The sequence below is a fragment of the Ketobacter sp. genome (genome assembly GCF_003671495.1).
GTDB lineage: Bacteria > Pseudomonadota > Gammaproteobacteria > Pseudomonadales > Ketobacteraceae > Ketobacter.
In genome coordinates this window covers 175,421-199,070 of sequence record NZ_RCHN01000045.1, presented here as the reverse complement: position 1 = coordinate 199,070, position 23,650 = coordinate 175,421, and the positions used below count along the sequence as shown (strand labels likewise).

The window sequence follows — 23,650 nt, the reverse complement described above, 5'->3', positions numbered from 1 at the left end:
AGGTTGGTGCGTGATTCCGGAAATAGGGCATTTTGCCATTGTGATGACCCTGGTGCTGGCCACGGTTCAGGCGATTGTACCACTGGCCGGGGCTACCCTCGGTAACGAGCGCTGGATGGCCGTGGCCCGGCCGGCGGCCTATGGTCAGTTTTCCTTCCTGCTGGGGGCCTTTGTGTTGCTGGCCTACAGCTTTGTAATCAACGATTTCACCGTGTCTTATGTGGCCAACCACTCCAACACCCTGTTGCCGGTGGGTTACAAGATATCCGCGGTGTGGGGCGGCCACGAAGGCTCCCTGTTGCTGTGGTCCCTGGTGTTGTCCGGCTGGACCGCTGCAGTGGCGCTGTGGAGCCATCACTTGCCTACGGTGGTCTCGTCACGGGTATTGGGGGTGATGGGCCTGATTTCCATTGGTTTCAACGCCTTTCTGCTGTTCACATCCAACCCCTTTGACCGCCTGCTACCGGACTTTCCCCCGGATGGCGCAGATCTCAACCCCTTGCTGCAGGACCCTGGCCTGATCGTTCATCCCCCCATGTTGTATATGGGATATGTGGGTTTTTCGGTGGCGTTCGCGTTTGCCATCGCCGGTTTGATGGGGGGGCGCCTGGACAGTGCCTGGGCGCGCTGGTCGCGACCCTGGACCACGGTGGCCTGGTGTTTTCTGACCCTGGGGATCGCTCTGGGTAGCTGGTGGGCGTATTACGAGTTGGGTTGGGGCGGCTGGTGGTTCTGGGATCCTGTGGAGAACGCCTCTTTTATGCCTTGGTTGGCGGGTACGGCGTTGATGCATTCCCTGGCAGTGACGGAAAAGCGCGGGGTCTTCAAGGCCTGGACGGTGTTGCTGGCCATCCTCACATTCTCATTGAGTTTATTGGGTACATTCCTGGTGCGCTCCGGGGTGTTGACGTCGGTACATGCCTTTGCGGCTGATCCTACCCGTGGCTTCTTCGTGCTGGTGTTCCTGTTGTTGGTGGTGGGCAGCTCGCTGTTGCTGTTTGCAATTCGCGCCCAGGCCTTGAACAGTGAGAGCCATTACGATCTGTTTTCCCGTGAAGTGTTCCTGCTGGTGAACAATATCATCCTGATTTGTGCCACCGGAGTGGTGCTGGTGGGCACCTTGAGCCCCATCCTGTTTGATGTGTTGGAGTGGGGAAAAATTTCCGTGGGTGAGCCCTTCTTCAATACCACGTTTGCGCCCATTGCGTTGGTGCTGATGGTGTTTGCGGCGGTGGGCCCGTTGGTGAACTGGAAACGGCATAATGTCGCGGTACTGCGCCGCTCTTTTCTGCAGGCATCGGTGATTTCCATCGCGGCCGCCGCCATCTGCCTGTGGGCTTTTGATGCCGGTTGGAACTGGCTGGTGTTTGTGACCTTAATGCTGTGCGTGTGGGTGGTCAGCCATTCTGTGCTGGATGCCTGGAAGAAGATCCGTTCCGCCAAAGCCGGCACCTGGGCCGGTATCAAGCGCTTGTCCCTCAGTTATCGCGGAATGCTGGTGGCCCATATCGGCATGGCGATCACCGTGGCGGGCGTGGCGATGACCAGCAACTTCGATGTGGAGCGCGATGTGCGCATGCACGCGGGCGATGAGGTGGACATCGGGCCATATCATTTTGTGTTTGAAGGGGTGAAGGAAGTGGAAGGCCCCAATTATTTTGCCACCCGGGGCTTTGTCTCTGTCACCAAAGCGGGTTCACCGGTGGCGTTGCTGACCCCGGAAAAACGCCGTTACCACGTACGCCGAGATGTGATGACCGAAGCGGCCATTGATGCCGGGTTCAGTCGTGACCTGTATGTGGCATTGGGTGAGCCCCTGGAGGATGGCAGTTGGGCCGTACGGATTTATTTCAAACCGTTTATGCGCTGGGTCTGGGGCGGTGGTGTTGTGATGGCGTTGGGCGGTTTTATTGCCATGAGCGATCGTCGCTACCGCATCAAGGTCAAACAAAAGATGTCCAATCTGGCCAGCGGCCTGGCAGGAGGCAATGCCGCATGAGTCGAACTAAATGGTTGGTATTTTCCCTGCCGCTGCTGGCGTTTCTGGTCATGGGCTATTTTTTTCTGCGGGCCCTGGATTCCGATCCGTCCCTGTTGCCTTCCACCCGTGTGGACCAGAAGGTTCCACCCTTCTCATTGCCGGAACTGGCTGACCCCCAGCAGATGTTATCGGAACAGAACCTGAAGGGGCCGTTGCTGCTGAACGTGTGGGCCACCTGGTGCCCATCCTGCAAAGTGGAGCACCCGGTGCTGAACGAATTGGCAAAAAACGGGATTCGCATTGTGGGCCTCAACTATAAGGATGTGCGTGAGGCAGCCATCCAGTACCTGGAGTTCAATGGCAATCCCTACCAGCAGAATATCTATGATGAAGCCGGTGACCTGGGGTTGGACCTTGGGGTGTACGGTGCGCCGGAAACCTTTCTGATTGATGCCCAGGGGGTGATTCGATACCGGCACGTGGGGGTGGTGACGCCGGACAACTGGCGTGAGCTGCTGTGGCCCAAGTGGCAGGAAATGGGAGGCAAAGGGCCATGAGAGCGTTGCTGATATTAGTGCTGATGATGGGGAGCTCTGCGTTCGCCACCATCGACGCCTACGAATTCAATGATCTGGAGAAAGAACAGCGCTTTCGCGTGTTGATCGGGGAATTGCGTTGCCCCAAATGTCAGAACCAGAACATTTCGGATTCCAATGCCGGGCTGGCGAAGGACATCAAGGATCGCACTTACCGTCTGATCAACGAGGGTAAGAGTAATCGCGAGATCACCGACTACATGGTGGAACGTTATGGGGACTTCATTACCTACCGCCCACCCATGAAACCCGCGACCTGGTTCCTGTGGTTTGGCCCCTTTGTGCTGACCCTGTTGGCCCTGACCATTTTGCTGGTGCGTAAACTGAGAGCCCAGCCGTCTGCCCCGGTGCGTGTGGATGCAGAAAAGCATAAACAGGTGGAAGACCTGCTGAAAAAGCTGGATGACTGAAGCCGGATTACTGTTTAAGGAAACCTGACTATGACCCTGATGTGGGTAGCCCTGGGGGCAATGACTGTTATCGGTGTGCTGATTATTGTGCTGCCGTTGATACACTTCCGTCCGCAGCAGGAACTGTCCGGCGATGTGATCAACGCCGCGGTGTTCAAGGACCGAATCGCAGAATTGAAAGTGGATCTGGCTGAAGGCCGGTTGGACCAGGCGGAATACGATCAATTGAGCCAGGAGCTGGAGCTGACTCTGCTGAGTGATGTCAGCATTCGTGACGGCCACCAGCCCCGTCTGCTGGGAGGCAAATGGCTGGTGATTCCCCTGGCACTGCTGATTCCCGTTGCTGCGTTCGTGGTTTACTGGAGCGAGGGGTATCACCCGGAACTGAATCAGTGGTTCGCCAAGCAGGAGACCATGGCGCGAGTGATGCCGTTGATGATGGCCGGTAAATTCGAGGTGATCCAGGACGAAAACATCGATGTAGCAGACTTTATCCGGGCGTTACAGCGTCAGCTGCAGGCCGACCCGGAAGATGCTCAGGGCTGGTATTTGCTGGGCGTCAGTTACCTGCAGGTGCAGTTACCCCAACAGAGTGAAACCGCATTTCAGCGGGCATTGAACCTGGAGCCCAACAATGTGGATTTTGTGATGGGTTATACCCAGGCCACGTTGGCGGCCAATGGTGGCAACATGACGCCGCAGATTCGTGGCACACTGGAACAGGTGATGCGAGCCCAGCCCAATAACCCCAAACCCTACATGACCATGGGGATGGCCCTGTTTCAACAAGGGGATTTCGGTGCGGCCATCGCGGTTTGGGAACGTTACCTGGCTCAGGACAACCCCGATCCCCGTGCCGTGCAGCTGTTGCAGCGCAGTGTGGAGGTGGCTCGTAATCAGATGGGCGAGTCTGCACCCAGTCAACCCCAGGTGGCAGGCAGTGGCCCCAGCATTCAGGTAACTGTGGATGTGGCGGCTGACGTGAAGACCCGCCTTGGCGCCACGGATACCCTGTTTATTTATGCGAAGGCCCAGAGTGGTCCCCCCATGCCCCTGGCCGTGGTGCGGCAACCGGTATCCCAATGGCCGGTCACCGTGACCCTGAGTGATGCCAACGCCATGACGCCTGCCATGACGCTGTCCAAATTCAAGAATGTGCTGGTGTTGGCCCGGGTCTCTGCGACCGGCAATGCGATTCCCCAATCCGGTGACTGGGAAGCAACACCACAGCCCCTGGAGCTGAGCGATGGCGGTAAACAGGTGCAATTGGTGATTCACACGCAGCGACCTTAATGCATCCGGTTACCTTAATGGATTATGTAATGCCGGTTGCAGTGTGAACAACGTCTCAAGGGTTGGGAGAATCATTGAGTAAACTGAGTATACAGTGAGCAACACACAGGTCCGTGGTGCCATTTGCTGACTACACTTTCCAGAGATTCTGATGTGTAAGTCGAGGCGACCCATGGATATAGCCCAATCGATCGAACGTTATCTTCAACGGAAGGAAATAGCGTTCACCCTACATTCCCACGCTCAGGAAACCAGTCTGTCCGCGCTCTGTCATGATTTGGGCATTGCACCGGAACAAATGGCGGTTCCGTTGTTATTGCGCACTGAGCGGCAAGCCTATCTGATGGCCATTATTCCCCTCAGTCACCGCTTGGACCTGGACCGGCTCGAGGCCTTGTTGCGGCGCCAGTTTGTGTACCTGGATGAGGCGGAAATCAATGCCTGGTTTCTGGATTCCGAACCCGGCGCAGAACCGGCCATTGCAGAGCCGTACAATCTGCCCTGCATCGTAGAGCGTAGCCTGTTTGAATGGCATCGTGTCTATCTGCGGGCGGGCAGCCATCGGTCTCTGATCAGTCTCGACAACGATAACCTGAAAAAACTTTACCACGCATACCCCAAAGCGGTGATCTCAAACCCGTCGCGTCAGTCAGCGGGGGGGGAGCCGGCCACGGAACTCAACCCAACTTCCATCATCGCGATTTATAACGCGCTGGACAGCCTGGATCGCTTGCCCGCCATTCCTGCGCTGGCCATGCGTTTATTGGAACAGGCCAGCAGCTCGGACACCTCGGCGGCGGATCTGGCCGCCACCATTGAAATGGATCCGTCGGTGACGGCTCAGGTGATGCGCTACGCCGGTTCGCCGTACTTCGGTTATCGTGGCAACCTGGATTCCGTGCAGCATGCCATTACCCGTGTGCTGGGGTTTGAAATGGTGAGTAACATTGCCCTGGGGATTGCCTCCAGCAAGGCGTTTGATGTTCCCCAGGACGGTCCCCTGGGATTGAAAGCGTTCTGGAAGCACGGTTTGTACAGCGCGGTGCTGGCGCAGAGCCTGGCCCGTAAAATCAATCGTCCCCAGACGCTGAATCCGGCCCGGGCCTACCTGTGCGGGCTGTTGCATAATTTCGGGGTGTTGTTGATGGGGCATCTCTTTCCCCAGGAGTTTCGCCTGTTGAATCTGGAGGTGAAACGGTATCCCGATCGGGCGCTTCATGATATTGAACAGGATATGGTGGTGGCGGGAGAGGTTCAGCAATTCATCCGTCTGGGTCATGATCATATGGGGGGCTACCTGTTGGAGCAATGGCGCTTACCGGAAGCCGTCAGTATTTGTGGTTATTACCATCACGATGCCGAATACGATGGTGATTGCGGAGACTACGTGGCGCTGATTCAACTTTGCAATCAGTTGCTGGCCACCCGTGGCATCGGAGACTGTGGCGCTGCGGCTGGGCAGGAACGGGCAGACGACCGCAACGGGCCGGTTTGGCGGTCAGATCTGATCGAGCGGGAAGCGGCGCTGGCGGTATTCGAAAAAGTCATGGAGCTCGCCCCGGAATTAGACAATCTAGCTGATAATATGGCGGCCTGAATCCGCATTCATCCCTGCTGCCCCCGCCGCTCCAGCGCGGGGGCCTTCCTTCTGCGAATCTTTGTAACATAATCTAACCCATTTAAAATCAGGCAGTTAACTTGAGGAATCCGGGCAGGCTTGTAACTGTGGGCGTTCGTGTGTATGTTTGGCGATTCTTTTCTCGCAGGTGGGGCATGTATTCTTCGTCCCCGCGATTATAATACGGAAAACTTTCGACTAATTGCCTACTTCAAATGGCTGTGTGCTGCGTTAGGATTACCTGCGAAAGTAGGCACAGGAAAACTATTTCAAGCGGTCGTCTGGCGCAGGCCCAAACAGATTGCTGCTCTCCGCATTTATCTACCAACTACTTATGGAGTCAAACTCGATGCGTATCATTCTTTTAGGCGCTCCCGGTGCCGGTAAGGGGACTCAGGCACAATACATCACCGAAACCTTCGGCATTCCACAAATTTCCACCGGGGACATGCTGCGGGCGGCCGTCAAAGCCGGTACTCCCCTGGGTCAGGCAGCCAAAAAAGTAATGGACGCGGGTCAGTTGGTTTCAGATGACATTATTATCGGCCTGGTCAAAGAGCGCATTCAGGAAGCGGATTGCAAGAACGGCTTTTTGTTCGACGGATTCCCCCGCACCATTCCCCAGGCAGAAGCCATGTTGAAGGAAGGGGTTGAGATCGACCACGTGCTTGAGATCGCCGTCGAGGACGAAGAAATCGTAAAACGTTTGAGTGGTCGGCGGGTGCATCCGGGGTCCGGTCGTGTTTATCACGTGATCTACAATCCCCCGGCCGTGGAAGGGAAAGACGATGCCACCGGCGAAGACCTGGTGCAGCGTGACGACGACCAGGAAGATACTGTGCGCAAGCGCCTGGAAGTGTATCACGATCAGACAGCCCCTCTGGTGGGTTTCTATCAGGACATGGCGGCCAAGGGCGAAGCCAAAACCCGTTATAGCCGGGTGGAGGGGGTTGGTTCCGTGGAAGACATCACGGCCGCGGTGATGGCTGCCCTGAAAAAGTAAATTCGTGCCCCGCAGATTGAAGTAAGGCACCCGTTGGGGTGCCTTTTTTTTTGTCCAGATCTGGATCGAGTGCAGGCCCATTATTCGGTGCCGGCATTTTCATTTTGAAATCCAAAGCCGATCGCGCAAAGGCGTTGCCGGTGGGTGCGCTTGATTGGATTTGGGGCTGTTAATTTCACGCCCCGTTTTTTGCGTCGCACGCGTGTGCAGTCGTGATGAAAGATGAGCGCTTTTCTTTATAAAAACGCATCAGAAAATAAAGAAAGTGGAATTTTTGCTTCGATTTTTGGAAAAAAGGGGGGCTATATGGTGGAAATAAATTAATTATTAAATAATATTGCCATGTGTATGTATCACATGCATTTTTTTTGTGCTACTTTTTCTTTAAGCACATTTACAAGCTGAATGAATGTGCCTGCCTGAAATGCCATAGCTGAGGAGACAGAACAATGGCAAAAGCAAAGAAAGCCGCTGCGAAAAAACGTCCTGCACGTAAAGCAGCACCCAAAAAAGCGGCAGCGCCTGCTCATCCGATTTTGGAAAAAGCGGAAGCTGCATTAACGAAAGTCCAGGCGGAACTGGCAGAAGCCACCAAAAAGGCTGACGCTGCCAAGAAAGACGCCACCACCAAAGCCAACGCGGCCAAAAAAGCCGGCACCAAGGCCGCTCAGCGTTCCGCTGAGTCTGCCAAGAAAGCCGCAGCCAAAGCCGCTGACCAGGTGAAAGCCAAGCGCGAAGCTCTGCGTCACGCCAAAGTGGGTCATGCGGTTGCCAAAGTAGAGGCCTCTGTTATTGAAGCCGAGCAAAAAGCCGTTGCCACAGTCAAGGAATTCGCGGATTCCCTGGGCAAGAAAGCCGAAGCCGACCTGAAAAAAGCGGTGGCTGCTTTCGAAGCTCGCTGGAAGAAGTCCCGTGCTTCTGCTGACTCCAAGAAAGTGAAAACCAAAGAGAAGCGCGAAGTGGCCAAAGCCAAGGCTGCTGCCAAGAAAGCCGCCGTTAAGAAGAAGGTGATTGCCAAGAAAGCCACTGCCAAGCCGAAGAAGCGCGTTGCCAAGAAGCGCGTCGTGAAGGCAGCTGCAGCCGCCGCGCCAGCACCAGCGAAGAAAGCCGTTAAAAAGGCACCGGCCAAGAAAAAGGCCCCTGCCAAAAAACGCGCTCCCGCGAAAAAAGCGGCCGCCAAAAAGGCTCCCGCCAAGAAAAAAACAGTATCCCGTGGTCGTCCCAAGAAGGCATAAGCCCTCTGACCCAGTGATCTGAAACAAGAAAAGCCCCAACATGGGGCTTTTCTTGTTTATGTGGGAAGATTTTTCTCAAATTCAGATAATTCAGAGGGGGTGTTCAGGTTGGTGAAGGCCTCATTGTCACCAATGGTGACACGGGTTGGGTGTTGCCGTTCACACCACAGGGTTAATTTCCTGTCTCCTGCTTGTAAAAAATCGTCGATGGACGTCGCCAGGGAGCGATGGTACAGCCCAAACAGTGGCTGCAGACGTCTCTGATCCTCGCACAAAATCAGCTTGGCAGGCCGATGCCGGCAGAGAGTTTCCACCAGGTTCAACGGGATCAAGGGGGCATCGGTGGGCACCACCAGTGCGTATTCGGTTTCGATGTGCTTGAGGCAGGCTGCAATGCCGCCCAGGGGGCCCAAATAAGGTGTGTTGTCGTGGTAAATGGGGTAACCCAGTGCTTCATAGGCGGCCAGATTGCGATTGGCACTGATGACGATGTGCTCCACCTGGGGCTGCAGTCGTTCGATGGCGCGTTGAATCAGTGGCAGCCCCTGCAGGGGGACCCAGCCTTTGTCTTCCCCCCCCATGCGTCGACCTTCACCACCGGCCAAAATCACGCCGGTGACGTCCTTCGGTTTTGACATTCTGGTTCTCCGTTATGGTACATTGCGCCGATCAGACCTTGATGGCCAAGTATAACCGAGTTGTGATGCCTGCTTTGAGTGTATCCGTGCAAGAATTTTTAGCAGAGGGTGGCCCTTTGTCCCGGCAATGGCCCGGCTACCGGGTGCGGCCGGAGCAGATTCGACTGGCGCAGGAAGTGGAGAATGCCATGACTACCCGGGTCTCCATGGCGCTGGAGGCGCCCACGGGAACGGGCAAGACTCTGGCGTATTTGCTGCCGGCACTGCTCACCGCGACCAAGGTCATTATCTCAGTGGGCAATCTTACCCTGCAGGACCATTTGCTGCTGGGGGAATACCAGAAATTGCGCACGTTGCTGCCGGATTTACGCCGTCTGGTGGTGCTCAAAGGCTGTGACAACTATTTCTGTCATTATCGTTTTCATCAAGCACGGGAAGGGCAGGTCTCCACCGAGGCCCAGAAGACCCTTCATCGGTTTTGGCATGAGCTTTCCAACTGGCTGCTGCAGACCCGTAACGGTGAGGTTCAGTCGTTGCCAATGAGCGCGGACTCGCTCAATGAGCTCCAGCCCTGGATCACCCTGGGAGCCGATCAATGTGTTGGCCGTCGTTGTCCCCATTTCGAGGAATGCTTTTTCCAGAAAGCCCGGCAACAGGCGGCCTCTGCCGATCTGCTGTTGATTAACCACACCCTGTTGTTGAGTGATCAGCGGCTGTTTGATAAGGGCATGGGCGCCCTGTTGCCCAGCACGGATACGGTCATTGTAGATGAGGCCCACCAACTGCCGGATCTGTTGATTCGGCGCAACACGCATTCCATCGAGGATTATGCTGTGCGGCGCTGGCTCAAACGGGTGCGCAAGCTGATCAAGGGGCACACCGCTCTGTTTGCTGACCTGCCCGGTACAATGCAGCGCCTGGAGCGCATGTGGGAGCAGATTCGGCAGCAATTATTGCGTTCGGATGCTGAACCGGGGGTCAAGGTGGTGAGCGGGAACAGCTTCAAGCCATTGTTGCGGCTTCTGCAGGAGATGAACTCGGTCCTCTGGGGTGTGCATGTGGCAGCAGTGGATGTGAGTGCCGAGCTGCGACAACTGCGCGACTGGATCGAGACACTGGAGCAGTCGGAACAAGACGAGTCAGTGCTGTATTGCGATCTGGATCAGGGGCAACTCCGCGTGGTGGCGGCGCGACTGCACAATCCCTTCACCAGCATTAACAGCCAGTCAGTGTCCTGGGTGTTTTTGTCTGCGACCCTGGTGGTGGATGGCGGCTTTGATTATTTCCGCCGCAGCCTGTCGTTGCCCTCTGTGGAAACCCATTCCCATCAGGCGGCCATGGACTACGGCCAGCAGGCCATGCTGCTGGTGCCTGCGGATCTGCCGTTGCCGTCACAGGAGGATTTCTATCCGCGCTGGGTGCAACAGTGCGTGACGTTGTTGGATCACCTTGAGGGCGGCATGCTCATGTTGTTTTCCAGCCACGGGGCATTGCAGGAAGCCGCCGCACTGATTCAAGACCGCACGGATCGTACGGTGTTGATCTATGAGGCGGGGAGTAACCGCCACCGCCTGTTGCAGCGTTTTCGGCAGGAGACCCGCAGCGTATTGCTGGCCACCGGCAGTTTTTGGGAGGGCATCGACGTGAAAGGTGCGGCGCTCAGTTGTGTGGCCATTGATAAATTGCCTTTCGCTGCACCGGATGATGTCATCAGCCTGGCCTGGAAATACAAAGCGAGTCAGGAGCAGGTGTCGGTGTTCAACGATTACATGGTGCCCCATGCGGCAACCCGTCTGCGCCAGGGGGTGGGTCGGCTGCTGCGATCCCATGAGGATGTGGGGCTGGTGCTGCTGGGGGATAATCGCATTCTGAAGAAGTCCTACGGGCTGCGTTTTCTGCACGCGATTCCCCCCATGCCCCTGGTGCAGTCCCTGGCGGAAGCGCAACCTTTTCTGCAGCAACAGGGCCTGTGGCGGCCGGGATCTGAAGCCTGATTTTCCAGCTGCGGGAAAACCTGAGATAATGCCCGCTTTCCGTTGCCGAGCCCCGCAGTATGAGCCACACAATACTCGCCATTGAGACCTCCTCCGAAGCCTGTACCGTCGCCCTCAGTTATGGGGCCGAGCCGCTTGTTCGTTATACGGATGAACCGCGCAAGCATGCGGAGCTGGTGTTGCCCATGGTGCAGGAGCTCCTGGGCGAGGCGGGGCTCTCCCTCAGCCAGGTCGATGCCATTGCGTTCGGCCGTGGACCGGGTGCCTTCACCGGGTTGCGTATTGCCGCCGGCATGGTGCAGGGCCTGGCCTTTGGTGGGGAGCTGCCGGTGGTGCCGGTGTCCTCTCTGGCGGTGGTGGCCCATCGTGCCTGGCGTGAGTACGGCGTGCAGCAGGTGCACGTTGCTTTTGATGCTCGCATGGGGGAGGTGTACTGGGGCTCGTACGTCGTGGAGCATGCCGGTCGCGTAAGGCTGGTGGGAGAAGAGTGCGTGCGCAAGCCGGACCAGGTGGCCACGCTCGCAGGTATTACGGCCCAACCGGGCTGGTCTGGCGTTGGCAGCGGCTGGTGTTACCAAAAACTACTTGAGCTTGGCACCGGTCCATTGCAACAATGCGAGCCGTCTCTGCTGCCCCACGGGCTGGATCTGTTGGCGTTGGCACAAACCGAATTCAGTGACGGCAATCAGGTGGCAGCGGAGCAGGTGGCACCGGTCTATCTGCGCAACGATGTGGCAGCCAAGGCCAAATGATCAGAAACCGTGTTAGGGGTCATGCATGAACCAGGAAGAAGTCAACGCACTGGAGTGGGATTACGGCGCGCCTTCTTTCCATCGAGTCATACAGGTGGACGATCAACACATCGATATCATGGGCCATACCAATAATGTGGTCTATGTGAGTTGGCTGGAAGACGCCGCCTGGGGGCATTCCCAGGCGTTGGGCCTGGGCTGGGATAAATACACCGAGTTGAACCGGGCCATGGTGGCCCGTCGTCATGAAGTGGATTACCTGGCGGCCACCTTCAAAGGCGACACTCTGGTGATGGGCACCTGGATTGTTGAAAACGACCAGAAGATTTCCATCACCCGCCGTTATCAGCTCATCAGACCAAAAGATGGTGCCACCGTATTGCGTGGGTGCACCAAATGGGTCTGTGTGGCCGTGGATTCCGGCAAACCCAAAAGAATGCCGCCGGAATTTGTGGCGGGCTATCGCATTACCACCCAGGTACCGTAGTGGTTGATACTGATTAAGGATGGGTAGATGGATATTATTATTCAGGCGTTGATCTTGGCCGTGATTCAGGGCCTGACGGAGTTCCTGCCTGTTTCCAGTTCAGCACACCTTATACTGCCGTCGCAATTGCTGGGCTGGCCAGATCAGGGGCAGGCCTTCGATGTGGCGGTGCACGTGGGCACCCTGATGGCGGTGGTCACCTATTTCAACCAGGACATCCGCCGCATGGTGGCGGGCATGTTCACGGGACTGCAGACCCGGGAGATGAACCAGGATCTGGGGCTGGCGTTTGCGGTGGTGGTGGGCACCATTCCGGCGGTGGTGTTTGGCGGCCTGTTCAGTGATTTCATCGAAGACAATCTGCGCTCCAGTTTTGTGATTGCGCTGACCACCATTATCTTTGGCCTGCTGCTGTGGGCATCGGATCGCAAGGCCAACAGCGGCTTCGATCTGGCGCGGATGACGCTGATGCTGGCGTTGGTGATCGGTTTCGCCCAGGCCATCGCACTGATACCCGGCACCTCCCGCAGTGGCATCACCATGACCGCAGCCCTGTTCCTGGGCTTTAACCGCGTCGCAGCGGCCCGTTTCTCCATGCTGTTGTCCATTCCCATTATCGTGGCGGCAGGCACCCTGGAGACGGTCAAGCTGGCCTCCAGCGGTATGGAGGTGCCCTGGAACCTGATGATTCTCGGTATCCTGGCGTCGGCTTTCAGCGCGTTTCTCTGTATTCACCTGTTCCTGCGCCTGTTGGAGCGAATCGGCATGACGCCCTTTGTGATCTATCGCCTGCTGTTGGGGGCAGGGCTGTTGTTGTTTGTGGGTCTAAACTGATTAGGACTTGATCCCCGGGCGCTCCGGTAACAGGTCAGGCTATACTTAGCTGATCTGCATTTCAGGTGGAACCTAATCAACCATGCGCGTCAGCGGCGGCTTACAATCCTATGTGTCCAATGGACTGTCCGGGCGGGAAGATCCCCGTCTGCAACAGTCGTCCCTGGACCGTGCCCGCCAGCAGGAAACCGCCCCGCAGAAACCGCCTCAGTCGGACGACGTTCAAATCAGCGATGCGGCCCGTCAGGCGGCTGCAACCCGGCAGATTGTGCCCACCAACCGCACCGAATCCAGTCAGGCCAATTATCAGTACTATCGCCCCCTGGAGCAGGCCGACCTGCCGTCCTCCAAGCAGCGGGCCCTGCAGGCCTACACCAATACCCAGCAGATCAGCCGTGAAGCACAGGGCAGTGGTGAGTTCCTGGGCAGTATTGATCTGTTTGTGTAATACTGCTCGGCCTTCCTGTTTCGAGAGAACCTGTTGTGACGTCCTGGATTGCCGTCGACCAGCCTGAATTCCGCTCCCGCGTTCGCCAGTTGGGCCTGCCCGTGGCTTGCCTGGATGGGCATTGGTCCAGTCAGGTGGCGGATCAGACGGGGCTGAGTGCGGTGCTGGAGTGGCGGGATGGCCTGGTGCAGCTGCGTCCGCTGGATAAGGCGCTGGGCAATCCGGTGATGGTGGATTTTATCCACGGCAAAACCGGCTTTCGTTTTTTGCGGGCCCAGCATGAGATGATCGTGAAGGCCGTAGCCGGGCGCAGTAAAGAACCGCTCACCGTAATCGATGCTACCGCTGGCTTGGGGCGCGACAGCTTTATTCTGGCGGCGGCGGGCTTTTCAGTGCAGGCCATCGAGCGTCATCCGGCCATCGCCTGCCTGTTGTGGGACGGTCTGGATCGCGCCAGTTTGTCGCCAGAGGGTGCCACGGTGGCCGGGCGTATCTCACTGCAGTGGGCGGTGGCGCACGAGCGGTTGGCAAACCTGCCTGAATCCGAGCGGCCTGATGTCATTTACCTGGACCCCATGTTTCCGGAGCGCAGCAAGCAGGCACTGGTAAAAAAGGAAATGCGCTTGTTTCGGGATCTGGTGGGGGAGGACCTGGACGGCGAGGCGCTGCTGGAGATTGCCCTGCAAACCGCCCGCAAGCGGGTGGTGGTGAAGCGTCCCCGCAAAGCGGACAGTGTGGCGGGGCGTAAACCGGGCTACCAGCTGCTGGGTAAGAGCAGCCGGTTTGATGTGTACCCGGTGTAAAACCCTATTTGGATTTCACCTCTTCTGTGAATTCCTTTTCCAGGTCCATATCCGCAATCTGTTGAATACTCTGCCGGGTATCTTCACCCAACAACGAATGAGCATCCTCATGGGAGCGCAGTAAGGCATCCCCGAAGGTGAGGTTGCCGTCTTCATTGATGTTCAGCACACCGTTTTTCACTAGCGCCTGGATAAAGTTGCGGAACAGGGATTTATCGGAGAACTCCGGGCCGCTGAATTCATGCAGCAGGGACATGCGTTGGGCCAGCATGGTACAGGCGTTTTCCAATTGCGCCCGCTGCAGTTTGCCGGAGCCGGATTTCACCAGGATTTCCACCGCAATAAAGAAACGCTCCAGGGAGTGTTTGGTGGTGTTGGCCAGTATGCTCAGGTGCATGAACTCGGTGGCACGGCTATCCGGTGCCCAGACTTCTGTCTCGTTGGCAATCAGGTAACCGTGGGCCACCAGCAGTTCCACGCTGCGGTCCACAACATCGGGAATTTCCTGTTCATCCCAGTGGATAAAGAGCTCTGATTGGAAGAACACATAGAGCTGGCGGATCTGCCGGGTCAGGGTGTCCCGTTTGATGCGGCGGTTATTCAGCACCAGGCAGGCCACCAGTGAGATCAGGGCAAACAGGTGGATGATGTTGTTGCGGTAGTAACTCATCAACAGCGCTTTATCGTCCGTGAGCCGGATCACATCGCCGAGGGCATGCTTTTGCCGGGTGAGAACGTCCATGCGTTCACAGTAGGCAATGATATCTGCGCCGCTGATGTCCGGCACCACCACCAGTTCGGTGTAGGGCACTTTACGCAGGAAATCCAGGTAGAAATCCAGTTGTTTGGCCAGCGCCCGTTCATCCATGGCCTGCTTGGGGGTGGACAGCAGGGTAATGCTCATCAGGTTGATGGGGTTCACCACGGCGGCGCCGTTGATGCGGGTGATGATCTCGGTGCCGATGTTGTCCACGGTCTGGGATACCCAGGCCGGTGGCTTGTTGTCGTCATAGGGGAACTCGCGCCACTCCTCGGTGACCTCACTGAGGGCGTCATTGAGGTGGATCGGGTGGCCGAAGTTCACATAGACCCGCCCAAAGGTGCCGCGGATCTTGCGCAGGGTGCGGAAGATATCAAAGATCGACTCCTGCTTTTTCTCTTTGCCATACAGTTCACCCAGATAGGTGCCGCCTTCCAGCACTTTCTCGTAACAGATGTGCACCGGCACAAAGACAAAGTTGCGCCGCCGGGTACGCAAAAAGCTGCGCACGGTCATGGCCAGCATGCCGGGGCGCGGTGCCAGCAGGCGGCCGGTGCGGCTGCGCCCGCCTTCGATGAAATACTCTACTGAGAAGCCACGGTCGAAGGTCATGTTCAGGTATTCGTTGAACACGGCCGTGTAAAGTCGGTTGCCTTTGAAACTGCGGCGCAGGAAGAAGGCGCCACCGCGGCGCAGAATCGGGCCCACCACCGGCATATTCAGATTAACCCCGGCTGCAATGTGCGGGGGCACCATGCCATGGCGGAACAACAGATAGGACATCAGCAGATAGTCGATGTGGCTGCGATGACAGGGTACATAAATGACTTCGTTGTCCGTCGCCACTTTTTTCAGGCGATCAATGCCATTCACCGATACCCCGTTGTACAGTTTGTTCCAGAGCCAGGTGAGCACGATGTAATAAATACGGATCACTGAGTGCGAGTAATCGGCGGCGATTTCGTTGGCATAGCTGCGGGCGGTGGCCTCGGCTTTGCGGCGGTTGCCTTTGGCCGAACGCTGGGTTTCCGACTCAATGGCGGCGGTGACCGACGGCATACGCAACAGCGCATTCACCATGGTGCGGCGGTGGGAAAGGTCGGGGCCGATGACGGCTTCCCGCAGGCGGCGGAAATGGGTTCGGAAGACCCGGCCCAACTTGCGAACCGCCCGCTCTTTCGGCAGGCCTTCGTTGAGCACTGTGCGCAGGGACACCGGCTCATCAAAATGTACCACCGTCTGGCGGCCCTGGATCATGATGATCAGCAGCTTGCGCAGCAGCCCGGGCACCCGCCAGGTGTCAGAGAACAGAATTTTAAAGATGGAGTTTTCCCGGGCCGGTGCTCGACCATAAAACAGGGACACGGGCACCAGTTGTACGTCCAGCTCAGCATTGTGTTCCAGCTCGTCGATCATGCTGAGCAGTTTTTGCGGTTGCGCCAGGGCTTTCTCCTTGCGTTCCCACACCCAGCCTTTCCCCGTCAGAAAGTAGGAAGCCCGCTTATGTTGATAGCGACCCACGGTGAGGCCTTTGCTGGGATCGGGCAGCCCCAGGTTGATGCATTCCCGTGCCATCACCAGATAGTCAGCGAGGGATTCATTCTTCAATACGTAACACACCGGCTGATTGGGATCGATGGAAAGACTTTCCCGGGTCTCCGGTTGAACCTGGGTGCGTACCATCCAGAACAGAAAGCGCTTAGCCAACCAGATGAACAGCAGATCCAGTCCTAACCAATGGGTCATGTGACTACCTATAGAGTCCTTAAAATTGGCGCCAGTCTACTGCCTAATGCCAGCTTAGGCAAAAATCTGCCACTCGTCAGTGTAACAAAGCATTAATCCATAAAGTTTACAAAAATAAGCCGTTGAAAAATCGTGTCTCCGGTTCCATATTACCGGCTCCCTTTGTGGGGGCTGAATGTCGGTTCGGCCACCGAACTTTCCGGAACGGCATGGGTCCAAAGGGGCGTTTTGGGGTATCGAACCCCACCCTATAAAGAAAATTGAATAACTTGTCTTTTCGTGTCTCGGTGTGAACGCGGGTCGCACGTTGTTAATTGAGAACAGGGATTCAACATGATCAGAATCGATAACTTGACCAAGACCTTTGGCCCCTTTACCGCGGTCAATGGCCTTTCCTTTTCGGTCGCGCCTGGGGAGGTACTGGGTTTCCTGGGACCTAACGGTGCCGGAAAATCCACCACTATGAAGATGATCACCGGCTTTCTGGCGCCGACTTCGGGTAAAGTCACGGTGCTCGGCCACGACGCCACGGAACAGCCCTTGAAAGCCAAGGAGCTGATCGGCTATCTGCCGGAGGGCGCCCCCAGTTACGGCGATATGACCCCGCGTCAGTTTCTTGCCTTCATCGGTCAGGTGCGCGGGTATCGCGGAGCAGAGCTGCAAGCGCGGGTGGAGCGGGTGGAAACAGCCCTGCAACTGTCTTCGGTCTTTGATCAGCCCATCGAAACCCTGTCCAAAGGTTTCAAGCGCCGGGTGGGGCTGGCTCAGGCCATTATCCATGATCCCAAAGTGCTGATTCTGGACGAACCCACCGATGGCTTGGACCCGAATCAGAAGCAGGAAGTGCGTAACCTCATTGCCAACCTGTCCAAGGACAAGATTGTCATTGTCTCCACTCACATTCTGGAAGAAGTGTCCGCCGTATGTACCCGCGCCATCATCATAGCCGGTGGCCGGATTCTGGCGGATGGCACTCCCCAGCAACTGGAAGCCCGCTCCCGCTATCACGGCGCCATCAGCATGACTTTGCAGGGAGCCGAAAACGCCGAATCCGAGTTGGTCAAACTGCCTCAGGTGGCCAGTGTGGAAGCGGATCAAGGGCGCCTGGTGGTGTTCCCCAAATCAGGGCAGTCCCTGTTTGCGCCCGTGAACGCACTGATCAGCCAGCAAGGTTGGCAGGTGGATGAACTGCATGTGGAACGGGGTCGTCTGGACGAAGTGTTCCGCACCATTACCCAGGAGGTGGCCTGATGCGTCAGACAGCCGTGATCTTTAAACGGGAACTGGCCAGTTATGTGGCCACTCCACTGGCCTATGTGTTCACCGTGATTTTCCTGGTGCTGGCCGGTTCCTTTGCCTTTTTCTTTGGCGGGTTCTTTGACAACGGCCAGGCGGACCTGCGTGCGTTCTTCAACTATCATCCCTGGCTCTATCTGTTTTTAGTGCCCGCCCTGTCCATGCGCCTGTGGGCGGAGGAACGCAAGAGCGGCACCCTGGAATTGTTGATGACTCTGCCCATCAGCCTGCGGGATATGGTGCTGGGAAAATTCCTGGCCGCCTGGGTGTTCACCGGCATTGCATTGATCCTGACCTGCCCCATCTGGTTCACCGTGAACTACCTGGGGGACCCGGACAACGGGGTGATCCTGGCCAGTTATCTGGGCAGTTGGTTGATGGCCGGCGCCATGCTGGCGGTGGGTTCCTGCATTTCCGCCTGTACCAAAAATCAGGTGATTGCGTTTATTGTGGCCGTGGTGGTGTGTTTTCTGATGATGGTCAGCGGCTGGGAAATCGTCATGGGCTGGTGGCCGGACTGGATGGCAGACTGGTTCATTGAGTCCGTGGCCGCACTGAGTTTCCTCACCCATTTCAACGCCTTTGCCAAAGGTGTGCTGGATCTGCGGGACGTGCTGTATTTCCTCATCATGATTGCCGGCTGGCTCACCGCCACCGCCATCGTCATCCACATGAAGAAAGCCAACTGAGCGCCAACGAGGAGGAGCCGAGACAATGCGAGTAAGCAAATGGTTTTCAGGTGCCGGTCTGGTTGTGCTGGCGTTAGCAATGTTGTTCTCCACGCTGTTCACCGATTGGGTGTTCAAAAGTGCCCGGGTGGATCTGACAGAAGGAGGCTTGTACACCCTGTCCACGGGCAGCAAAAATATTGTCAGGGATCTGCAGCAGCCGCTGGATCTGTATTTCTTTTTCTCCACCACCACCACCAAGGATGCCCTGGCCTGGCGCAACTACGCCAAGCAGGTGCGGGAACTGCTGGAAGAGTTTGAGCTGGCGTCCCAGGGGCGCATCAAACTGACCGTGATTGATCCGGAGCCGTTCTCGGAGGATGAGGATCGCGCCGCCGCCTTCGGTCTGCAGGCAGCGCCCATCGGCAACGCCGGCGATACGGTGTATTTCGGCCTGGTGGCTCAGTACGGCGAGCTGGAGGAGGGCGCCAGCGCGGAAGAGAGCGAGCGTCCTACTTTGCAGATTCCATTCTTCAAACCGGATCGACAGGAATTTCTGGAATATGACATTGCGAAAATGATCTATCAGGTGAGCCAGGAGCACAAACCCCGGGTGGGCCTGATTGCCGGCCTGGAGGTGGAAGGCGGTTTCAATATGATGATGCGCCAGCCCACCCAGCCCTGGTTCAGCGTGGACCAGATTCGGCAGTTGTTCGACGTCAGCACCATCGGCAATGATCAGGAGGACATCTCCACGGAGGATTACGATCTGCTGGTGGTGATTCACCCGAAAGACCTGCCCGACACCACGCTCTTTGCCATTGACCAGTTTGTGCTGCGGGGCGGCCATGCCATCTTCTTTGTGGACCCCTACGCTGAGTTGGCCCAGGCACCTGGCAGTAAGGCTTCCGATGATCTGAACAAGCTCTTCAACGCCTGGGGTGTGGACGTTTCCACCCGGGAGTTTGTAGGGGATGCCCAGCTGGCATTGCAGGTGGGAAGCCCCAGCGGACAGCCGGTTCGTCATTTGGGTATTCTGCAGTTGACCGACCAGAACCTGGCCCGGGATAACCAGATTGTGAGTCAGCTGGAAACGTTGCACATGGCCAGTGCCGGTTACATCAAGCCCCTGGAGCAACGGACCACGGAAGTAGGCGTGCTGATGAAATCCTCCGCCTACGCCATGCCCATTGTGGCCAGCAAGCTGGACATGATGCAGGACCCCAGCGGCTTGGCCATCGGCTTTAAACCCACCGGTGAAGAGTACGTGCTGGCGGCCACCGTGCGGGGTCCGGTGCAGTCCGCGTTCCCGGATGGCGTGCCGGTCAGCGAAGGGGAAGACGCACCTGAAAATGAATCGGAGACGGATTCTGAGGGCGCTGCACAACCTAACGCAGCCGCCGCCACGGATCAGCCGGCGGAGTTCCTGCAGCAATCCCAGCAGCCCATCAATGTGATGATTGTGGCCGACACGGACATCCTGACGGACCGTCTCTGGGTTCAGATCCGGCAGTTCTTTGGCCAGAGTGTGGCCGCGCCCTTTGCCGATAACGGGGACTTCTTCTTCAATGCGGTGGATACCCTCTCCGGCAGCCCGGACCTGGTGAGCATCCGCGGACAGGGGCGTTATTTCCGCCCGTTCACCGTGGTGAAAGAGATGCAACGGGAGGCGGAGGAACGTTTCCGCAGCGTGGAGCAGGATCTGCAGAACCAGTTGCAGGCGGTGGAACAAAAGCTGATGGAATTGCAGAACCAGCAAGGGGATGACGCCAACAGCATTACCCTTACCCCTGAAGTGGAGGCCCAGTTGCTGGAGTTCCAACGGGAGAAGCTGTCAATCCGGAAAAAACTGCGCAACGTCCAGCATCAGTTGAATCAGGACATTGAACAACTGGACTTCACCCTCAAACTGATCAATATTGCCCTGGTACCTCTGTTATTGACCCTGTTGCTGATCGGGGTGGCGTGGCTGCGCCGCCGTCGTGGCTGACATGTTGATGGTAATGTGCCAAACGCAAATGTTCTGAACAGTCAATTAATCGGTCAGGCCCTGGCGGAATGTCCAGGGCCTGACCGCATTCATGTGGGCTTCAGTGGTGGGCTGGATTCCACCGTTCTGTTGCACCTGGTGTACCGCTGGTGGTGCCAGCTTCCGCCTCACCGGCGGCCGCCCCTGCAGGCCATTCACGTCAATCATCAATTGCACGCTGAGGCTCCCGGCTGGCGCAATCAGTGCGTCGCGCTGTGCCAGCAATGGTCCATTCCCTGCGTCACCCGTGATGTCACCGTGGACAGGGCAGCTTCCAGTCTGGAACAACAGGCCCGCAGGGCCCGCTATCAGGTGTTCCACGAGCTGGTGCAGCCCAGTGAGGTCCTGCTGTTGGCCCATCACCGGGATGATCAGGTGGAAACCCTGCTGCAGCGCCTGGCCCGTGGCAGTGGTCCTCTGGGACTGGGTGCCATGACCGCCCACAGTCGTCGCCATGGCTTCCACATTGTGCGCCCGCTGCTGGACTGGGACCGGCTCGAGCTGGAAACCTATGCCCGGGAGCACCATCTGCACTGGGTCGAGGACCCCAGCAATCAGGACGAATCCCTGGAACGCAATTTTATACGGCGGCGTTTGCTGCCCCTGTGGCGCTCCCGGCGTGCAGAGCTGAACCAAACCCTGGCCCGCTCGGCTCGGTTATGCAACGAGTCGGCACTGCTGCTGGACGACCTGGCGGCGCTGGATCTGGGAGGGGCTCGCCCCGATGGCGGCCTGCCACTGGTGCGTTTGCAGACCCTGAGCACGGCACGGCAGCACAACCTATTGCGCTTCTGGTTGCGGGAACTGGGTATCCCCTTGCCCAGCGCAGTGGTGTTGCAGCGCATTGCCAGCGAAGTTGCATCGGCAACCACAGACGCTCAGCCCCTGGTCACCTGGGGGCAGGCCAGTGTGCGCCGCTTCCAGGGTGTTCTCTACGGCCTCGGCCAGCCGTTACCGGAGGCGGGCAGTGACCCCATTGTCCTGCCGACGGTAGACACCACGGTGACCCTACCCTGGGGGCAATGGCGGGCAACGGGGTCACCACTGCCTTTTTCCCGTCAGGCCCTGAGCGGAAAAACCCTCAGCATTCAATTTCGAGCCGGGGGTGAGCGCCTCAAGCTGCCAGGGCGGCCGGGCAAGTCCCTCAAAGACCTGTTTCAGGAAGCGGCCGTGCCCCCCTGGTTGCGGGGCCTGTGGCCTATCCTGTATGCCGATGGACGGATCGCCGGGCTGCCTGGCCTGTGGGTGTGCGAAGACTATACACCTGTGTCCGAAGCAGATCGGGTGTGCTTCCACTGGCAGCGCCCCGGCTGTGCTCAAGATTGAGTCTGCCCACCTAATCCGGTAGAATTGCCCTCCATTCTGATTACAACCTTTTCCATTCTCCGTTCACTGGTAAGTCGATGACAAAATACATTTTTGTGACGGGGGGTGTTGTGTCTTCCTTGGGTAAAGGAATCGCAGCAGCCTCCTTGGCGTCTATTTTGGAAGCCCGTGGCCTCAAGGTCTCCATGATGAAACTGGACCCTTATATCAACGTCGACCCGGGCACCATGAGCCCCTATCAGCACGGGGAGGTCTTTGTTACCGAGGATGGCGCTGAAACCGACCTGGATCTGGGTCACTACGAGCGCTTCATCCGTAACACCATGACCAAAAAGAATAATTTCACCTCCGGCCGGATCTACCTGGATGTGATCGAGAAGGAGCGTCGCGGAGATTACCTGGGGGCCACCGTGCAGGTCATTCCCCACATCACCGATGAAATCAAAAACCGTATCCTGAATAATGATTTAGGCGTGGACGTGCTGCTGGTGGAAATCGGCGGCACCGTGGGCGACATCGAATCCCAGCCGTTCCTGGAGGCCGTGCGCCAACTGCGGGTGGAACTGGGTTCCAACAACTCGGTGTTCATCCACCTTACCCTGGTGCCCTATATCGACACCGCCGGCGAGACCAAAACCAAACCCACCCAGCACTCGGTGAAGGAACTGCGTTCCATTGGTCTGCAGCCCGACGTGCTGCTGTGCCGTTCCGATCACAAGATCCCCGACTCCTCCCTGGCCAAGATTGCATTGTTCACCAACGTGGAGCGGCGTGCGGTCATCGGCCTGATGGACGTCAATACCATCTACAAAATCCCCTCGGTGCTGCACGCTCAGGGGCTGGACGATTTTGTGGTGGAAAAACTGGGGCTGGAGTGCAAAGCGGCGGACCTCAGCGAGTGGACCGCGGTGGTGGATGCGCAACTGAATCCGCAACACGACATCACCTTGGCCATGGTGGGCAAGTACACGGATCTGGCCGATGCCTATAAATCCTTGAACGAAGCGTTGCTGCACGCCGGGATTCGCACCCGTACCAAAGTGAACATTGAATACGTTGACTCCGAGGATCTGGAGCGCGATGGGGTTGGCTGTCTGGAAAAATACGATGCCATCCTGGTGCCCGGTGGCTTCGGCAAACGGGGTACCGAAGGCAAAATCGCAGCGGTGCGCTATGCCCGTGAAAACAACGTTCCTTACCTGGGCATTTGTCTGGGTATGCAGCTGGCGGTGATCGAGTACGCCCGTGATATGGCCGGCATGGCCGATGCCCACAGCACCGAGTTTGTGGAAGACACCACCACTCCGGTGGTTGGCCTGATCACCGAGTGGCTGGAAGAAGACGGCTCACTGCAACAGCGCGATGCTGAATCCGACCTGGGTGGCACCATGCGCCTGGGCGCCCAGGAGTGTCGCCTGGTGGACGGCAGCCGCTCCCGTGAACTCTATGGCAAGGATGTGGTGTTCGAACGGCACCGTCATCGTTATGAAGTGAACAACAAGTACGTTCCGGATTTGGAGAAAGCCGGTCTGCGCGTGGCGGGCCGCTCCCTGGACGGATCGCTGGTGGAAATGATTGAGGTGCCGAACCATCCCTGGTTCGTGGCCTGCCAGTTCCACCCGGAATTTACGTCCACCCCACGGGACGGGCATCCATTGTTCACCGGTTACATCAAGGCCGCCAAGGCGCATAATGACAGCAAACTGGCCCCCAAAGACTAGCCCGGCGAGAGG

Annotated in this window: 20 protein-coding genes; 18 read left to right on the top strand and 2 right to left on the bottom strand. The window is 57.4% G+C overall.

Annotated features, from left to right (window positions below; translation table 11 throughout):
- The first annotated feature begins 10 nt into the window (after positions 1-10).
- The 7 genes from D9N14_RS21260 to D9N14_RS21230 all read left to right on the top strand — a co-directional run bounded on the left by D9N14_RS21260 (position 11) and on the right by D9N14_RS21230 (position 8,136).
- On the top strand, positions 11-1,999 hold the full coding sequence (locus D9N14_RS21260) for a heme lyase CcmF/NrfE family subunit (RefSeq protein WP_290583594.1): 1,989 nt from the start codon (positions 11-13) through the stop codon (positions 1,997-1,999).
- Entirely contained in the window at positions 1,996-2,538 is a 543-nt protein-coding gene (locus D9N14_RS21255; RefSeq protein WP_290583592.1) for a DsbE family thiol:disulfide interchange protein, read from the top strand. Before D9N14_RS21260 ends, D9N14_RS21255 begins: the two co-directional genes overlap by 4 nt.
- Positions 2,535-2,987, top strand: coding sequence for a cytochrome c-type biogenesis protein CcmH (locus D9N14_RS21250; RefSeq protein ID WP_290583590.1), 453 nt, complete (start codon positions 2,535-2,537; stop codon positions 2,985-2,987). Before D9N14_RS21255 ends, D9N14_RS21250 begins: the two co-directional genes overlap by 4 nt.
- Positions 2,988-3,017: 30 nt before the next feature.
- On the top strand, positions 3,018-4,280 hold the full coding sequence (gene ccmI / locus D9N14_RS21245; RefSeq protein WP_290583588.1) for a c-type cytochrome biogenesis protein CcmI: 1,263 nt from the start codon (positions 3,018-3,020) through the stop codon (positions 4,278-4,280).
- 172 nt (positions 4,281-4,452) lie between these two features.
- Entirely contained in the window at positions 4,453-5,877 is a 1,425-nt protein-coding gene (locus D9N14_RS21240; RefSeq protein ID WP_290583586.1) for an HDOD domain-containing protein, read from the top strand.
- A gap of 370 nt (positions 5,878-6,247) precedes the next feature.
- Positions 6,248-6,901 (top strand): adenylate kinase, encoded by a 654-nt coding sequence (gene adk, locus D9N14_RS21235; RefSeq protein ID WP_290583584.1) that lies wholly within the window; start codon positions 6,248-6,250, stop codon positions 6,899-6,901.
- A 449-nt stretch (positions 6,902-7,350) separates the two neighbouring features.
- Positions 7,351-8,136: a hypothetical protein gene (locus D9N14_RS21230; protein WP_290583582.1), complete on the top strand. Its 786-nt coding sequence runs from the start codon at positions 7,351-7,353 to the stop codon at positions 8,134-8,136.
- A gap of 56 nt (positions 8,137-8,192) precedes the next feature.
- Here the strand turns inward: D9N14_RS21230 and mobA are convergent, their stop codons facing one another.
- Positions 8,193-8,774, bottom strand: a complete 582-nt coding sequence (mobA, locus tag D9N14_RS21225) for a molybdenum cofactor guanylyltransferase MobA (protein ID WP_290583580.1) — start codon at positions 8,772-8,774, stop codon at positions 8,193-8,195.
- 86 nt (positions 8,775-8,860) lie between these two features.
- Between mobA and D9N14_RS21220 the strand changes: the two genes are divergently transcribed.
- The 6 genes from D9N14_RS21220 to D9N14_RS21195 all read left to right on the top strand — a co-directional run bounded on the left by D9N14_RS21220 (position 8,861) and on the right by D9N14_RS21195 (position 14,092).
- Positions 8,861-10,768 carry an ATP-dependent DNA helicase gene (locus tag D9N14_RS21220; protein ID WP_290583578.1) on the top strand — a complete coding sequence of 636 codons (1,908 nt, stop codon included), beginning with the start codon at positions 8,861-8,863 and terminating at the stop codon, positions 10,766-10,768.
- A 59-nt stretch (positions 10,769-10,827) separates the two neighbouring features.
- Entirely contained in the window at positions 10,828-11,520 is a 693-nt protein-coding gene (gene tsaB, locus D9N14_RS21215; protein ID WP_290583576.1) for a tRNA (adenosine(37)-N6)-threonylcarbamoyltransferase complex dimerization subunit type 1 TsaB, read from the top strand.
- Between the two features lie 49 nt (positions 11,521-11,569).
- Entirely contained in the window at positions 11,570-12,007 is a 438-nt protein-coding gene (locus D9N14_RS21210; RefSeq protein WP_411267968.1) for an acyl-CoA thioesterase, read from the top strand.
- A gap of 27 nt (positions 12,008-12,034) precedes the next feature.
- Entirely contained in the window at positions 12,035-12,841 is an 807-nt protein-coding gene (locus D9N14_RS21205) for an undecaprenyl-diphosphate phosphatase (RefSeq protein WP_290583572.1), read from the top strand.
- An 82-nt stretch (positions 12,842-12,923) separates the two neighbouring features.
- A complete protein-coding gene (locus tag D9N14_RS21200) occupies positions 12,924-13,289 on the top strand; it encodes a hypothetical protein (protein ID WP_290583570.1) in 366 nt (121 codons plus the stop codon).
- Between the two features lie 35 nt (positions 13,290-13,324).
- Entirely contained in the window at positions 13,325-14,092 is a 768-nt protein-coding gene (locus tag D9N14_RS21195; RefSeq protein ID WP_290583568.1) for a class I SAM-dependent methyltransferase, read from the top strand.
- A gap of 4 nt (positions 14,093-14,096) precedes the next feature.
- On the opposite strand, the gene plsB is transcribed toward D9N14_RS21195, so the two are convergent.
- The gene (gene plsB / locus D9N14_RS21190; protein WP_290583566.1) at positions 14,097-16,598 is read right to left on the bottom strand and encodes a glycerol-3-phosphate 1-O-acyltransferase PlsB; all 2,502 of its coding nucleotides are present in this window, start codon (positions 16,596-16,598) and stop codon (positions 14,097-14,099) included.
- A 333-nt stretch (positions 16,599-16,931) separates the two neighbouring features.
- Between plsB and D9N14_RS21185 the strand changes: the two genes are divergently transcribed.
- The 5 genes from D9N14_RS21185 (at position 16,932) to D9N14_RS21165 (ending at position 23,638) form a co-directional block, all read left to right on the top strand.
- Positions 16,932-17,849, top strand: coding sequence for an ABC transporter ATP-binding protein (locus D9N14_RS21185; RefSeq protein ID WP_290583564.1), 918 nt, complete (start codon positions 16,932-16,934; stop codon positions 17,847-17,849).
- On the top strand, positions 17,849-18,583 hold the full coding sequence (locus D9N14_RS21180) for an ABC transporter permease (protein WP_290583562.1): 735 nt from the start codon (positions 17,849-17,851) through the stop codon (positions 18,581-18,583). The genes D9N14_RS21185 and D9N14_RS21180 overlap by 1 nt, the downstream gene beginning before the upstream one ends.
- Positions 18,584-18,608: 25 nt before the next feature.
- The gene (locus D9N14_RS21175) at positions 18,609-20,552 is read left to right on the top strand and encodes a GldG family protein (protein ID WP_290583560.1); all 1,944 of its coding nucleotides are present in this window, start codon (positions 18,609-18,611) and stop codon (positions 20,550-20,552) included.
- Positions 20,553-20,567: 15 nt separating this feature from the next.
- Positions 20,568-21,917: a tRNA lysidine(34) synthetase TilS gene (tilS, locus tag D9N14_RS21170; RefSeq protein WP_290583558.1), complete on the top strand. Its 1,350-nt coding sequence runs from the start codon at positions 20,568-20,570 to the stop codon at positions 21,915-21,917.
- A 77-nt stretch (positions 21,918-21,994) separates the two neighbouring features.
- Positions 21,995-23,638 (top strand): CTP synthase, encoded by a 1,644-nt coding sequence (locus tag D9N14_RS21165; RefSeq protein ID WP_290583556.1) that lies wholly within the window; start codon positions 21,995-21,997, stop codon positions 23,636-23,638.
- Positions 23,639-23,650: the final 12 nt, after the last annotated feature.